The sequence below is a fragment of the Roseibium sp. AWQ4_290 genome, assembly GCF_056160985.1.
This window is the reverse complement of the sequence record NZ_JBSWYG010000014.1, coordinates 37,582-52,054: the sequence shown is the minus strand read 5'-3', so window position 1 is coordinate 52,054 and position 14,473 is coordinate 37,582. Positions and strand designations below refer to the sequence as shown.

Sequence of the window (14,473 nt, the reverse complement as noted above, 5' to 3'; positions counted from 1 at the left end):
TTGTGTGTCCGGTTTGAAGTGGATGGCACGTGGCGATTTGCGTCAGTCTTGTTGTTTATCTGTTGCAGCGGAATTTTAATTTCGGGAAGCTTGCGTAAATTGACAAAGGTCAATGTTGCCAATGTCTGTCGGAACTAGTCGACGTGAAGCGCAGTTCTGCGCGTCGATTATGGAGACAGACATGAATATGAAAATGTCCGGGCTGCTGGGGCTGATCGTCACGGCAGGACTCATCGCCCCGGTGCATCAGGCTCTTGCGGCAGACCTGGGAGAGGGCGCCCCTCAGGATCCGGTCAACCAGATCAAAACGGTCAGCCCCTGGCAGGTGCGTGTGCGCGCTCTCGGGGTCATTACCGAGGATAGCGGGTCCGTGGATGGGGTGTCCGGATCCGATCTGTCCTATACGGACACCGTGATTCCCGAGCTCGACATCACCTATTTCTTCACCGACAACATTGCTGCCGAACTTATTCTCGGCACCACCTATGCCAAGGTGCACGGCGAAGGCGCGCTCAGTGCGCTTGGCGATGTCGGGGAAACCTGGCTGCTGCCGCCAACCTTAACGCTGCAATATCACTTCACCAATTTCGGCGCGTTCAAGCCCTATGTCGGAGCAGGTGTCAACTACACGATCTTCTACAACCAGTCAGCGGAAAGCGCGGACAATCTGGACATCCAGAATGCCTGGGGCGCTGCGGTGCAGGCCGGTTTCGACTACATGATCGATGACCACTGGGGCATCAACATGGATGTGAAGAAGATCTTCATGGAACCGGATTTTGACGTAACGGTGGCCGGGTCTGAACTCTCCGGCACGGCGGATCTCAATCCGTGGCTGGTGGGGGCCGGTATCACCTACCGCTTCTAAAGCTGTGAAGGGGCGGGGGAAGGCGATTGGCCCCTCCCAGTACCCTCAGGGTCAAGGTCTTTGGCCGCCGGGGCTGGCAAACGGCTCCGGTGGCCGTCTTTTCTGGTGGCCCCGTTAGACCGCCATACCCGGATCAGGCCACATTGGAACTGCCGGAAAAGGGCGGTTGGCCAGCTTCCTGCCGGCTCAAAAGCGCAGCGGCCTCTTTGGCGGGCAGGGCATGTGCATACAGGAAGCCCTGGCCGAACTGGCAGCCATTCGAACTGAGGGCTTCGTGTACCTCGTCCTGCTCGACCCCTTCGGCCACAGCATCGATATTCAGGCCTTTGGACAGTACCAGGACCGCTTCCACAATGGCGGCACATTGTTTGTCGGTGAGCATACGTTCGGTAAAGGAGCGGTCGATCTTGACCTTCTTGATCGGAAAATCCCGCAGATAGCTGAGGGAGGAATGTCCTGCCCCGAAATCATCCAGCGCAATGCTGATGCCTGCCGCTGTCAGTTCCTGCAAAATACGCCTTGCCGAATCCGGATTTTTCAACAAGGAGGTTTCGGTGATTTCCAGCACCAGCCGGCTGGGCGGGAAGGCACTGGCTTTGAGAATATTCGTGATCTGCTCGGGAAGGGCGGGATCCTGCAATTGTACGGGCGACAGGTTGAAAGAAAGAGAGAGCTCGTCCGGCCAGTCCCGGGCCGCGATGCAGGACTGGGCGAGCAGGTGCCGGGTCAGGTCCGAGATGATGCCGCAATCCTCGGCGATCGGGATGAACTGGGTGGGAGCAACGGCACCGAAGTCGCTGTCCCACCAGCGGGCAAGCGCCTCAAAACCGGCGATCCGGCCTGTATTCATGTCCAGAATGGGTTGAAAATGGGCGACGATATCGCCGTCGTCGATGGCACGGCGCAGCCTTTGTTCCAGAAGGGTCCGGTGCAGGATGGACGCATCCATGTCGACTTCAAAGAAGCGGTATGTGGATCGGCCGGACGATTTTGCGCGGTAGAGCGCAATGTCGGCGCGCCGCAGCAGCTCGGTGACCGCATGGCCATCCAGAGGGTAAAGGGCAATGCCAACGCTGGTGCCGACGGAAATCTGGCGATCGCCGAACTCAAACCGGTCGGTGATGCGGGTCACAAGGCGCCGGGCAAAGCTTGAGACTTCCGCCTTGTCCTGAAACGCCGGGGACACAATGGCGAATTCATCGCCGCCGAGCCGGGCGACGAGACCATCCTGTCCGACGGTTTTTGCCAGCCGGTCGGCAAAACTGCGCAACAGACTGTCCCCAAACGCGTGGCCATAGACGTCGTTGATCGGTTTGAACCCATCCAGGTCCAGCATCATCACCGCGCGGAAATGGCCGTCCTTCACATCATCGCACAGGTCCGGAAAGGCCTCCAGAAACCGGCGGCGGTTCGGCAGGCCGGTCAGCGCATCATGCTGGGCCAGAGCCAGAGCTTCGGAATGTTGCGAAGACCTGGCGCGCAGTTCCTGGCGCAGCCTGCTCGTGGCCCACACGCCGCAAAGGACGCCCAACAGCGCGATGATCATGAAAATGCCGGTCGCTATATCAAAGATCAGATGCCTAGAATCCTCATGCGCCTCTTCCAGAATATGGGGCATGTAGAGGAAGAAGATAAAGCAAAAGATTGCGGCAATGAAAATTGCAGCTAAAGAGTGTGTAAAGAAACGGGCGCTGAACAGGTTCCTCATGATCACTTATTCAGTCCAAATAGATCTGCTTTACTAACTGATACTTGGAATATCACGCATATTCATTTAGGAAAGATGAAGCAAGGTGCTGAAATCTCGTAGTTAAATTTGCTTATGGCTACGGTTCTCTCAAGCTGGATGATAGCCCTGTTTGCCGGGACTCTTGCGATGGGCGCTTCCCTGCTGGAGCTGCTGGAAAAGGGGTGACAAGTTGGCCCCGAGTTGCTAACGGACGCACAGTTGTTCCTGCAAATGCCCTACCCAAGACCGAAGGCCCGAAATTCCATGCCTGATCTTCTGCTTGAGCTGTTCAGCGAAGAAATCCCGGCCCGCATGCAGCGCAAGGCGGCTGAAGACCTGAAATCCCTGGTGACCAATGCACTGGTGGAGGCGGGTCTGCCATATGAGGGGGCCAAGGCCTTTGCAACGCCCAGACGTCTTGCGCTGCATGTGGCCGGTGTTCCGGCCGGGTCTGCGGCCACCCGTGAGGAGCGCAAGGGGCCGCGCGTGGGGGCGCCGGACAAAGCCGTCGAAGGCTTTCTGCGCGGGGCCGGACTGGGCTCCATTGACGAGGCCACCATCCAGAGCGACCCGAAGAAGGGCGACTTCTATGTTGCGGTGATCGAAAAGCCGGGCCGCTCCGCCGTCGACATTATCGCCGAGTTTATGCCGGGCCTTCTGCGCGGCTTCCCCTGGCCGAAATCCATGCGCTGGGGCACGGCTGCGACGCGCTGGGTGCGCCCGCTCCATTCCATTGTGGCCACCTTCGGCCCTGAAACGGAAGAGCCGGAGGTCGTATCCTTTGAATTTGACGGCCTGGCCTCGGGCCAGACAACACGGGGGCACCGCTTCCTGGCCGATGAGGTCTTTTCCGTGCGCCGTTTTGACGATTACGCGGCCAGCCTGGAAAAGCACAAGGTCGTGCTGGAAGCAGACCGGCGCAAGGACATTATCCTGAACGATGCCAAGGACCGGGCGCTGGCACTCGGACTGGAGCTGGTGGAAGATGCGGGCCTCTTGGAAGAAGTGGCCGGGCTGGTCGAATGGCCGGTGGTGCTGACAGGCAGCTTCGACGAAGCGTTTCTCGACATTCCGGACGAGTGCATTCAGCTGACCATCCGCGTCAATCAGAAATGCTTTGTGCTCAAAGACCCGAAGACGGGCCGTCTGGCCAACCGGTTCGTTCTGGTGTCGAACATTCTGGCCGAAGATGGCGGCAAGATGATCGTGGCCGGAAATGAAAAGGTCATCAGGGCCCGCCTGTCCGATGCGCGCTTCTTCTGGGAAACGGATCTGAAAACGAAACTCTGTGACAATCTGCCCAAGCTGGAGGACGTCAAGTTCCATGAAAAGCTGGGCAGCGTCGGTGACCGGGTCAAGCGCCTTGTCAACCTCTCCGGCGGGCTTGCCTCCCTGACCGGAGCCGATGAAACCGACGCCAAACGGGCGGCGGAGCTCGCCAAGGCGGATCTTGTGTCCAGCATGGTTTTTGAATTCCCGGAATTGCAGGGCCTGATGGGACGCTACTACGCAGCCGCGCAAGGCGAAAAGGTTTCTGTCGCTACTGCCATAGAGGATCACTACAAGCCCCAGGGGCCGAGCGACCGGGTGCCATCCGAGCCGGTGGCCATCAGCGTGGCTCTTGCGGAAAAGCTGGACCTCCTGGCGGGATTCTGGGCCATTGACGAAAAACCGACCGGCTCCAAGGACCCTTATGCCCTGCGCCGGGCCGCGCTCGGCGTGGTGCGCATTGTTCTGGAAAACGATCTGCGGCTCAAGCTGGGCGTGGCTCTGACATCCGCGCTGGGCCCGATCAAGGTGGATGTGGCTGCGCCGGACGCGCTGGTGGCGGATCTCCTGTCCTTCTTTGCGGACCGCCTCAAAGTGCATTTGAAGGATGAGGGCGCGCGCCATGACCTGATCGATGCGGTGTTTGCCCTTGGGGGGCAGGATGATCTTCTGATGGTGGTCAAGCGGGTGGAGGCACTCGGCCGGTTCGTTGCCTCTGACGATGGCACCAACCTGCTGGCGGGCTACAAACGCGCCGTCAACATCCTCAAGGCGGAAGAAAAGAAAGATGGGGCGCCGGTCTCCGGAAAGCCCCAGGCGGATCATTTCAAGGAACAGGCCGAAATCGATCTGGCCGCGGCCATAGATACCGCAAAGGCCGAGGCCGCTAAGGCTGTTTCCGCAGAGAATTTCGAAGGTGCAATGGAAGCCCTGTCGAAGCTGCGGGGACCGGTCGACCGGTTCTTTGAAGATATTCTGGTGAATTCGGGCGATCCGGCCCTGCGCCTGAACCGCCTGCAATTGCTTGCCGAAATCCGGGACGCTACCCATGTGGTGGCGGATTTCTCGAAAGTGGCCGGGTAATATCTGGCTGAAACAGGCGTCTGGAAGCCGGTTTCAGCCTTTGCGCTTTGAGGCCTTGCTGCGCATGGTGTTCATCGGCTGGAGCAGCGCCAGTTGCGCTTCCAGAATGTCAAGCCGGTCCCCGCTGGCACCGCTGTCCGGCGGCTTGGAAAACGTCATCAGATCGGTCTCTTCTATCAAGTGTGGTTGGTATGACAGCTCTACGGCTGAACCGGGATCAAAATGGAAAAATGGATGTCCTTGGAAATTCGCACCGCGCGTCCTGAAGATCTGGACGGGATGGCGCAGCTGATCAACCGGATCATCGCCATCGGAGGATCAACCGCCTACCGCACGCCCTTTGATGCGGACAAAATCCGGAGCGAATTCATGCCGCCGGTCTTCGGCCTTTGCTGCCATGCCGCCGTCGAGGGAGCCGGTATCCTCGGGTTTCAATCGCTTGTGCGCAGTGATCCGGACTGGCCGGGGGAGCTCAAACTGCCTGCAGATTGGGGCGTGATTGCAACCTATGTCGACCCGTCCGCCCATGGGCGTGGAGTGGGAACGCAGCTCTTCAGGCAAACGGCAGCAGCAGCCAGACAGGGGGGAATCCAGCACATCGATGCAACGATCCGCAAGGAAAACAGCGGTGGGCTGGCCTATTATTCCAGGATGGGGTTTGAAGACTACCGGTCCGGCGAAGAGACGGTGTCAAAGCGCTTCAGTTGCGCATGATCCGGGGCACTGAAGTTGCAATCCGGCAGTGAAGGCTTCGCGCGACAAAGGGCGGCGGCCTATTCCGCCGCTTGCTGTGTCAGCCGTGGGACCGGTTTTTCTTCAATCGGCCAGTGAATGAGCGCGGCCAGAATGCCGAGCACGATCCCGCTCCACCAGACAATGTCATAGGAACCCGTTTCGTCATACAGCTTGCCGCCGAGCCAGACGCCCAGAAAACTGCCAATCTGGTGGGAAAGGAAGACGAAGCCAAAGAGGGTTGCCATGTAGCGCGGTCCGAACATGACCGCGACCAGTCCGGAGGTTGGCGGCACGGTCGACAGCCACAAAATGCCCATGACACCGGAAAAGACCAGCACGGACAGAGGCGTTACGGGCAGCATGATGAACAGGAAGATCGCTACGGCACGGGCAATATAAATCAGGGACAGGAACACAGGTTTGGAATAACGCCCGCCAATATAGCCGGAGGCAAGCGATCCGGCGATGTTGCACAGGCCGATCAGCGCAATGGCCCAGGCGCCCCAGCTCGGATCAAGTCCCTTGTCGGCGATGAAGGGCGGCAGATGCACGGTGATGAAAGCCACATGGAAGCCGCAGACAAAAAAGCCGATGGTCAGCAGCCAGAAGCTGCGGGTTCCAAAGGCTTCGGCAACGGCGCTGGCAAGGTTCTGATCGGCCTCCGGTGCCAAACCCTGTGGCTGGTTCGCCTTTCCCCTTAGCGCAGCTGCAAGAAAGGGGATCAAGGCCATCAGGCCAGCAAAGACCAGAAGCGTGTCCTGCCAGCCGATTGTGGCAATCAGGGTTCCGCCCAGGGGGGCGAACAGGAATTGGCCAAGGGAGCCGGACGCTGTGCCGATGCCAAAGGCCAGGGAGCGCTGTTCGGGGGAGACGGTCCGGCCAAAGGAGGCCAGCACCAGGGAGAAGGATGAAAAGGCAATTCCAAGCCCGATCAGGATGCCGCCCGACAGATGCAGGGCCAGCGGGCTCTGGGCATCGATCATGATGAGGAGACCGCTGCCATAAAGAAGAGCGCCCAGGGTCATGCTTTTCCAGGTGCCGAAGCGGTCGGAAATCATGCCTGCAATGGGTTGCCCGAACCCCCAGACCAGATTCTGGATGGCGATGGCGAGGGCAAAAACCTCCCGGCTCCAGCCCCGGGCTTCCGTCATGGGCTGAAAGAACAGGCCCATGGCAGACCGGGGGCCGAACGAAATCAGGGCGATCAGGCAGCCGCAGACGATGATGAGCGGAATGTTTGGACCTTGGCGGGCCGGCGAAGAAGAAGCCGTCATTCAGAACCTCGAAGGATGGGGTGGGTGCAAGATAGCGGCTCGCGTGAATTGATAAAGTGCAAATTTTTGATCTATCAATCACAAATGGGAATAGGTGAGAGTGAGGATCCTGTCTCTTTTGGGGCAGAACCGGGCCGGGCAGGGCGGGAGCGGCTTGAAACTCTGACTGTCTTTGGTATGTACCGGAAAATGACCTTATCCGGCTTAGGGACCGTCTCTCTTGACAATCGTTTCCGGCGGGATCCCGTGTCGGGCTTTGCCCAAACTGTTTCAGGACTTTGTTGATGGCCATGTCGGTTGACGATTTTGCACCTGCCCACTTTGGCAAGGATGTGGATGATGTTGTCATTCTGGGAGGCGGCTTGGCCGGGCTCTTTTGTGCCCTGAAGCTCAGCCCGCGGCCGGTGACGGTCATCACCAACGCGCCGATCGGCCAGGGAGCGTCTTCGGCCTGGGCCCAGGGGGGCATCGCTGCGGCAATCTCCGAACAGGATTCGGTCGAAAAACACCGGGACGACACCGTCGCAGCCGGCTGCGGCATCTGTGAGGACAAGATTGTCGAGCAGATGACCCGGGAGGGAAATGCCCGGGTGGAGGATCTTCTGTCCTACGGGGTGGCCTTCGACAAGGACCTCGAGGGCCGCCTGCAGTTGGCCCGCGAAGCGGCCCACACCCATAGCCGTGTGGTGCGCGTGCGCGGGGATATGGCCGGCAAGGCAATCATGGATGCGTTGATCACGGCGGTCCGCAACACGCCGTCCATCCGGGTTCTTGAAGGCTATATCGGCGAAAGCTTCTTGGGGGAGGGGCGCTATGTGACGGGTGTACTGGTCCGCCGCCGTGGCGGGCTGTCACGCTTGGCCTTTCCGGCCAAGGCTGTGGTTCTGGCCTCTGGTGGGGTCGGCCATCTCTTCGGCCTGACCACCAATCCCCACGAGGCCAATGGCCATGGCCTGGCCATGGCAGCCCGCGCCGGGGCGGTGCTGGCAGATACCGAATTTGTCCAGTTTCACCCGACCGCTCTTGATGTGGGCAAGGACCCGGCTCCGCTGGCATCGGAAACCCTTCGCGGCGAAGGAGCGGTGCTGGTCAACAAGGCAGGGGACCGCTTCATGGAGGGCGTTCATCCGGATCTGGAACTGGCGCCGCGCGATGTGGTGGCCAGGGCGATCCATGTGGAGATCCAGGCGGAGCGGGGCGCCTTTCTGGATTGCCGGGAGGCGATCGGTCCCCGTTTTGCCGAGTCCTTCCCGACAGCTTTTGCGGCAGCGTCAGCGGCTGGGCTTGACCCGCAAAAGGACCTGCTGCCGGTGGCCCCGGCCGAGCATTATCACATGGGCGGCGTGTTGACCGATGCCAATGGGCGTACCTCGCTGGATGGGCTCTGGGCTGCTGGGGAAGCGGCGGCAACCGGCGCCCATGGGGCGAGCCGGCTGGCCTCCAACTCGCTGCTGGAAGCGGTTGTCTTTGCCTCCAGAATTGCAGAAGACATTCAGGGGCTCATGCCCACCCCGCGCAGCGCCTACTGGAACAAGATGGACGATGCACCTGATCTGCCGAGCCAGCGCAATGTGGACGAGCGCGGGGCCATCTCTGTGCTGCGCACGGTCTTGAGCAAACATGCCGGGGTCGTGCGGGACGCGGACGGGCTGAAATCGGCCCTGGCTGAAATCGCGGCGGCCGAACAGATCTGCGTGCGCCAGTCCATCAGGAACATGATGATTGCCGGAAAGATCATTGTGGCGTCTGCCCTGATGCGGGCAGAAAGCCGCGGTGCTCATTTCCGCAGTGATTTTCCGCAGGAAAATCCCGAACTTGCCAAGCGCTCTTTCACCACTTTGAACGAAGTCGAGGCTCAGACGGCCGAGGTGCTGGGCACGTCTTGACGGCAGGTCCTAATTCCAGCCGCCCGCCTTTGTCTTGTAGAAAATATGCAGGCCGACTTGGCCGAGCTTGTTCATGGACCGCGCCCACCGAGGATTAACATAAGTTGCATGATAGTGGGTCGAGGCGTCGACCATTTTCAGGTAACGCTTGCCGTCCAGAACCTCATGGGCGAGTCGCTTGGCCGTTTTCCAGGCCTCGGGGCTGTTGATCCGGTCCTTGATCCCGTCACAGGCAAAGGAGAACTGGCAGCGGTTGCGCTTGTGGCGGTTCTGATAGACGACCCCGCAGATGGAACTCGGGTAGGAAGGGTTCTTTACCCGGTTGAGCACCACCTGAGCGACGGCCACCTGGCCCTCTTCGCTTTCGCCCCGGGCCTCGAAATAGATCGCTTCGGCGAGGCAGCGCTGCTCTTTCTTTTCGCCGACGGACAGCGGAAGCGGCTTCTGAGCCCACCAATGCGGGTTGTCCGGGTCTTCAGGTGGCGGCAGCTCCTGTTCGTATTTTGCGGCTCCGAACAAGGCGTCGAACGGATCCTTGGTTTCCTTCACGCTGTCCGGAGCATAGGCGGAGACAAGCGAGAAGCTGGCGGCCGCAGCATTGCGGGCCATCATCACCTTTTGCAGATCCATCGGCCCGTCTTCCAGAAGCCCGTCCTTGCTGGCTTCTGTCAGGCGTCTTTCTTCTTCAGGGTCAAGCGGCTCCGGTTTCACAAAGGCCACACGGGGCAGGTCTTCGTGTTTTTTCTCGTTGGAGATCAGGCTGGACATGGCATAGACGTTGCCGGCCGAACGGTCCACCATCTGCCGGTCGGGCGCGAGTGTGATCCGACGGTCCCCCTTGGCGGACGTGTTGGTGACAATTTCCGACGGCATTTCCGTCGGGCGGATGTCCTCGACCACCTGTTTGAGGCCGTAAAGCGCGCGGGGCTTGAAGCCCTTTTCCGCAGAAGTCAGCGTCAGAACAGGGGTATTGGTATAGTCCGGCACGGCCGGGGTGCCCAACTCCAGTTTGGGGGCGATCTTGGAGGTGAAATTGGCCGGTTCAAGCGCCATCATCCAGCGCGGCGTGTCGTTTCGCGCGTTGATCAGGGCAAAGATGTCCTGATTTCCGATGGTGCCGCCAATACCGAAAAAGACAACAGGGCTCGCCAGAAGCACGTGTTTTAACCGGCGCATGCGGGCACGGGCCGGGCCGTCTTTGTGTTTCACAGCAGAAGTAAACCGCTTTCTGGTGCGGGGTCTTGGGCCAAACATACGCAGCCAACTCCAACTCGTTCCACACCGCCGCGATGGGCTTGGCGGTGAGTGCTAACGCCCTGTCAACGGGCGTGCTTGAATTGAGAATGTCTGCTTAACCTTGAAAGTCCGTTAATGGAGTTGTGATTGGCCTGTATTCGCCAATTTTTTTCTAAAAGCCCGAAAATCATGGTTAATCTTGTGGTGGTTCGCTCTCTGATCACGAAGGCTTTACTTGGGTATTTCTTTAAAGAAAACTTAACGCAAGGTGCCGGAATGGGTCTGGGCCGGTCTGGCCACAGCCGTAAGGCTGTCCAGTCCAGCCCGGAAAAAGGGGCGCAGCCCCGCATCTCCGTTTCAGGATCGCAGCGCTGTCGTCAGTCGAGCGGCATGATGAAAGGCGTGCCTTCAAAGGCGTTTGCCCCCCGGCCGATGCCCCGGATGGCATCGATCATGCGCCCGTTGCGGCCCAGCAGCTTGTCGGCCATGGCCACGATCCGGGCATTGGGGGTGGCCGACGGGGACCGCTCGCGCAGCAAGGAGGCCAGCCGGTACTCATCCGAATCGGGCGTCAGGGCACAGGCGGCCACATAGGCCCCGGCGGTGGAGCGGCTGATACCCGCCCAGCAATGGATCACCAGCGGCGCTTTCCGGTCCCAGGCACCGGCAAAGTCGATCAGCGCCTGAACATGGGTCTCGTTGGGCGGGGTCAGATTGGCGATTGGCTCCACGATGTCATTGAAGGCCAGAAACAGGTGCCGGCCGGGATCCACACCTGCCGGGGTGGACACTGCCATTTCCGCATTGATCAATGTGACAACGGATTTCGCCCCGGTCCGGGCGACCGTTTCGTTCAGTTTGGAAAGAGAACACACGTGCAGCATGGCGGAACCGGTTTCGTTTGTGTCCATAAAACTAGTCACCTGACTCTGGAGTTCGTCTCATGCCCCGGCACGCTCCGAACGAACTTCAGAGTCAAGGAGGTGACAAGCAAGGTTATGTTTCTAGTGTGGTTTTCGAATTTGAAACCCGCTCCGGAAGTTGCTGCGAATATGAAGCACATTTCAAATTCACCAAATTAGGGCCTTTGTCCGCAAAGTCACGCCTTTGCACGTTTGCTCCCGCGAGCTGTTTCGCGCTCACGCAAGGTTTCCAGCGCATGGAAGCGTTCCAGAAACAGCTCCTGAGCTTTGGCGACGGGAAGCGGTTTCAATCCATAGCGCAGCTTTCCCGTGCTGTCCGATTGAAAGCCTCTGGGGCGGCCAAAAATCTTGGCGGCTTCCATATCATCGAAGCCGGCCAGTTCAACCGCTTCAAAATAGGCACAGATGATATCGGCCCGCTTGGCCAGCTTCTTCACGGTCTGTGGGATCTCCGCGGGCAGGCCGAAGCGCACATGAACGGCAGCCTGAAGACGCCCTTCAACGGCCTTGTAGGCTTCACCGATCACCGCCTTGAACGGCGAGATCATGTCGCCGATCACATATTCGGGGGCATCATGCAAAAGCACCGCCAGACGCCAATGGGCGGGCAGGTCCGGTTTCAGCTTAAGGGCAATGTCTTCGACAATCAGGGAATGTTCGGCAACAGAAAAGGCATGGTCGCCATTGGTCTGCCCGTTCCAGCGGGCGACCCGGGCAAGCCCGTGGGCAATGTCGGAGATCTCCACATCCAGGGGCGAGGGATCCAGCAGATTAAGACGCCTGCCGGACAACATGCGTTGCCAGGCGCGGGGAGGCTGATCGGGGCGGGCTGTGGGCATCGGTCCTGAATGTCGTGAGTGGCACTATCCGTCCGCTGCGGCCGTCTCAGGCCAGGTAAACGCCGCCCAATCGGGGATGCTGACCTGAATCTCCACGCCGCCGCAGTCAAGAGGGGTGCCGTTTTCCTTGGCCTGAGCCGCCTTGTCAAGCCGCACCACCGCCAGCGCAAGGGCGCTGTCTCCGGTGACAGCCGACGAGCCGATCGCGCCGATGGCCTTGCCATCCGCCGTCACGGGGGTTCCCATCTCCGGCAGGGCGCTTTTTGCGGCCGCTTTCAAGAACCGCTTGCGGGCGGTGCCCCGGTGGTGCACCCGAGAGACCACTTCCTGGCCGACATAACAGCCCTTGGTGAAGGAGACACCGCCCAGCTGGTCGAGGTCGACATCATGGGGAAAGAGGTCGGAATAGACATAGTCCTTCAGGCCCTCGGGCACGCCGAGGGCAATCCGGTGCCTGTCATAGGCTGCAAGGGGGAGTGTATCTGCGCCTGAAGACTGAGCAAACAGATCCGCCGGACCGACCACGCGCCGTCCGAGCGCAGGCAAGCGCGGATCGGGCAAATCAACGCGTGCGCCGGGCGCTTCTGCTGCGCCGTCCCAGAGCGCGAACACGGTCATCTCAGGGGCTTCCAGCGCCAGATCAACCTTGGCCCGCAGCCGGTAGAAGCTCAGCCGTTTTAGAAGATCTGCCGCGATGGCCGCAGGCGCGTCTAGCAGATAGCCGTCCCCGGTGTTGTAAATCAGGAAATCGAACAGGATCTTGCCCTGGGGCGTCAAGAGAGCTGCAGAAGAAGCGCCTGTTCTGTCCGTCTCCTCCAGATCGGCCGTCACCAGGTTCTGCAGGAAATGATGGGCCTCATCCCCGGCAACGCGGATCAAGGCACGGTCGGTCAGGTCAACGGTCTTGGCGTCGGTCTTGGTGGCGGTCAAGGGGGCGCTCCTTATGGGCTCAGAGGACGCAGGTCTTGACCGGCGAAATAAGTGTTTTGGGACAGGAGGGCAAGGCCGGGATTTCTGAAGACGGATCTGGTCCTTTGCGGGCAGCCCGCGTATAAGCCCGGAAGCATACTCACCCCTGACCCAGCCGAAGCCGGAGGAAGCCCATGAGCGAGACCTATGACCTGATCCTGAAAGGCGGAACCGTCGTCAATCAGGATGGTGAGGGCCAGCGTGATGTGGCCATCCGTGACGGGCGGATTGCCGGGATCGGCACTTTTGAGGGCCCCCAGGCGGAGCGGGTGATTGAGTGCACCGGGCTGCATGTTCTGCCCGGTGTCATGGACACTCAGGTGCATTTCCGCGAGCCTGGGCTGGACCACAAGGAAGATCTGGAATCAGGCTCGCGCGCGGCCGTCATGGGTGGGGTGACGGCGGTCTTTGAAATGCCGAACACCAATCCGCTGACCACGTCGGAAAGCGCACTGGCGGACAAGGTCAGGCGCGGCCACCACCGCATGCATTGCGATTTTGCCTTCTGGGTCGGTGGCACCCGGGACAATGTGAAAGACATTCCCGAACTGGAACGCCTGCCTGCGGCGGCAGGCATCAAGGTCTTCATGGGCTCGTCGACCGGGGACCTTCTGGTGGAAGATGACCAGGGCGTGCGCGACATCCTGTCGGCGACCCGGCGCCGGGCGGCCTTTCATTCCGAAGACGAGTTCCGGCTGCGGGCGCGCCAGGGCGAGCGGATCGAGGGGGACCCAAGCTCCCATCCGGTCTGGCGCGACGAGATCGCGGCCCTGCAATGCACCCAGCGCCTGGTCGGCATTGCCCGGGAAACGGGGGCGAAGATCCATATCCTGCACCTGTCCACCGCCGAAGAGGTCGACTATCTGATCGCTCACAAGGACGTGGCCTCCATTGAAGTGACCCCCCACCACCTGACCCTGACGGACGAGGCTTACAAGCGCCTCGGGACCCTGGTGCAGATGAACCCTCCTGTGCGTGCGCCCCGGCATTCGGAAAAACTGTGGTGGGGCCTGGAACAGGGCATTCTGGACATTTTCGGATCCGATCACGCGCCGCATCTTCTGGAAGAAAAGCAGAAGCCTTATCCCGCATCGCCCTCCGGCATGACCGGGGTGCAGACCCTGGTGCCGGTCATGCTGGATCATGTGAACAAGGGGCGCTTGAGCCTCGCGAGGTTCGTGGACATGACCAGCGCAGGCCCGGCCCGCCTGTTCCAGCCTGCGCGCAAGGGCCGGATTGCCGTTGGCTATGACGCCGATTTCACGGTTGTTGACATGAAACGGACAGAGACTATTCGCAACGAATGGATCGCTTCCAAATGCGGCTGGACCCCCTATGACGGCAAGGACGTTACCGGCTGGCCCGTGGGCACGATTGTGCGCGGTCATCAGGTGATGTGGGAGGGCGAGCTGACGGCCCCGTCCGAAGGCGAAGCGGTGATTTTTCAAGATGGTGTGTCCAAAAAGTAACCTGACGTAGCGTTTTCAAAGTCAGAAGACGGGGTGCGATCCGCCTACGGGGCTCGGCATGCTGGATCGTCGGGCGTGTTGTGACGGTTCCAAACAATTTGTGATGTGAATGACAGTGGCCGGCTGGCTAGGATGTCAAGCTGGATGGGCGGTCAGGTCTGGAAACAAATGGGTAACCGTGTTTCCTAACCTG

Annotated in this window: 12 protein-coding genes; 5 read left to right on the top strand and 7 right to left on the bottom strand. The window is 60.2% G+C overall.

Annotation, left to right across the window (positions count from 1 at the left end; all coding sequences use genetic code 11):
• Positions 1-187 precede the first annotated feature (187 nt).
• Positions 188-868: an OmpW/AlkL family protein gene (locus ACXAH0_RS15170; RefSeq protein ID WP_475179202.1), complete on the top strand. Its 681-nt coding sequence runs from the start codon at positions 188-190 to the stop codon at positions 866-868.
• A gap of 133 nt (positions 869-1,001) precedes the next feature.
• On the opposite strand, the gene ACXAH0_RS15165 is transcribed toward ACXAH0_RS15170, so the two are convergent.
• Positions 1,002-2,576: a putative bifunctional diguanylate cyclase/phosphodiesterase gene (locus ACXAH0_RS15165; RefSeq protein WP_475192525.1), complete on the bottom strand. Its 1,575-nt coding sequence runs from the start codon at positions 2,574-2,576 to the stop codon at positions 1,002-1,004.
• 285 nt (positions 2,577-2,861) lie between these two features.
• Between ACXAH0_RS15165 and glyS the strand changes: the two genes are divergently transcribed.
• Complete coding sequence (gene glyS, locus ACXAH0_RS15160) at positions 2,862-4,949, top strand: glycine--tRNA ligase subunit beta (protein ID WP_475192522.1); 2,088 nt, start codon at positions 2,862-2,864, stop codon at positions 4,947-4,949.
• Positions 4,950-4,982: 33 nt separating this feature from the next.
• Here the strand turns inward: glyS and ACXAH0_RS15155 are convergent, their stop codons facing one another.
• Positions 4,983-5,108 (bottom strand): hypothetical protein, encoded by a 126-nt coding sequence (locus tag ACXAH0_RS15155; protein ID WP_475178835.1) that lies wholly within the window; start codon positions 5,106-5,108, stop codon positions 4,983-4,985.
• Between the two features lie 75 nt (positions 5,109-5,183).
• On the opposite strand from ACXAH0_RS15155, the gene ACXAH0_RS15150 reads away from it, so the two are divergent.
• Positions 5,184-5,663, top strand: coding sequence for an N-acetyltransferase family protein (locus ACXAH0_RS15150; RefSeq protein ID WP_475192520.1), 480 nt, complete (start codon positions 5,184-5,186; stop codon positions 5,661-5,663).
• 59 nt (positions 5,664-5,722) lie between these two features.
• On the opposite strand, the gene ACXAH0_RS15145 is transcribed toward ACXAH0_RS15150, so the two are convergent.
• Complete coding sequence (locus tag ACXAH0_RS15145; protein WP_475178829.1) at positions 5,723-6,958, bottom strand: MFS transporter; 1,236 nt, start codon at positions 6,956-6,958, stop codon at positions 5,723-5,725.
• Positions 6,959-7,248: 290 nt separating this feature from the next.
• On the opposite strand from ACXAH0_RS15145, the gene ACXAH0_RS15140 reads away from it, so the two are divergent.
• Positions 7,249-8,844: an L-aspartate oxidase gene (locus ACXAH0_RS15140; protein ID WP_475192657.1), complete on the top strand. Its 1,596-nt coding sequence runs from the start codon at positions 7,249-7,251 to the stop codon at positions 8,842-8,844.
• A gap of 9 nt (positions 8,845-8,853) precedes the next feature.
• Here the strand turns inward: ACXAH0_RS15140 and ACXAH0_RS15135 are convergent, their stop codons facing one another.
• The 4 genes from ACXAH0_RS15135 to ygfZ form a co-directional block, all read right to left on the bottom strand.
• The gene (locus ACXAH0_RS15135) at positions 8,854-10,053 is read right to left on the bottom strand and encodes a cell wall hydrolase (protein WP_475178827.1); all 1,200 of its coding nucleotides are present in this window, start codon (positions 10,051-10,053) and stop codon (positions 8,854-8,856) included.
• Positions 10,054-10,457: 404 nt separating this feature from the next.
• Complete coding sequence (locus tag ACXAH0_RS15130; protein ID WP_475192653.1) at positions 10,458-10,964, bottom strand: tyrosine phosphatase family protein; 507 nt, start codon at positions 10,962-10,964, stop codon at positions 10,458-10,460.
• 215 nt (positions 10,965-11,179) lie between these two features.
• The gene (locus ACXAH0_RS15125; protein ID WP_475178824.1) at positions 11,180-11,842 is read right to left on the bottom strand and encodes a YfbR-like 5'-deoxynucleotidase; all 663 of its coding nucleotides are present in this window, start codon (positions 11,840-11,842) and stop codon (positions 11,180-11,182) included.
• A gap of 24 nt (positions 11,843-11,866) precedes the next feature.
• On the bottom strand, positions 11,867-12,772 hold the full coding sequence (ygfZ, locus tag ACXAH0_RS15120) for a CAF17-like 4Fe-4S cluster assembly/insertion protein YgfZ (protein WP_475178821.1): 906 nt from the start codon (positions 12,770-12,772) through the stop codon (positions 11,867-11,869).
• A 173-nt stretch (positions 12,773-12,945) separates the two neighbouring features.
• Here ygfZ and ACXAH0_RS15115 point away from each other — a divergent pair, with 173 nt between their 5' ends.
• Positions 12,946-14,280, top strand: coding sequence for a dihydroorotase (locus ACXAH0_RS15115; protein ID WP_475178817.1), 1,335 nt, complete (start codon positions 12,946-12,948; stop codon positions 14,278-14,280).
• Positions 14,281-14,473 lie beyond the last annotated feature (193 nt).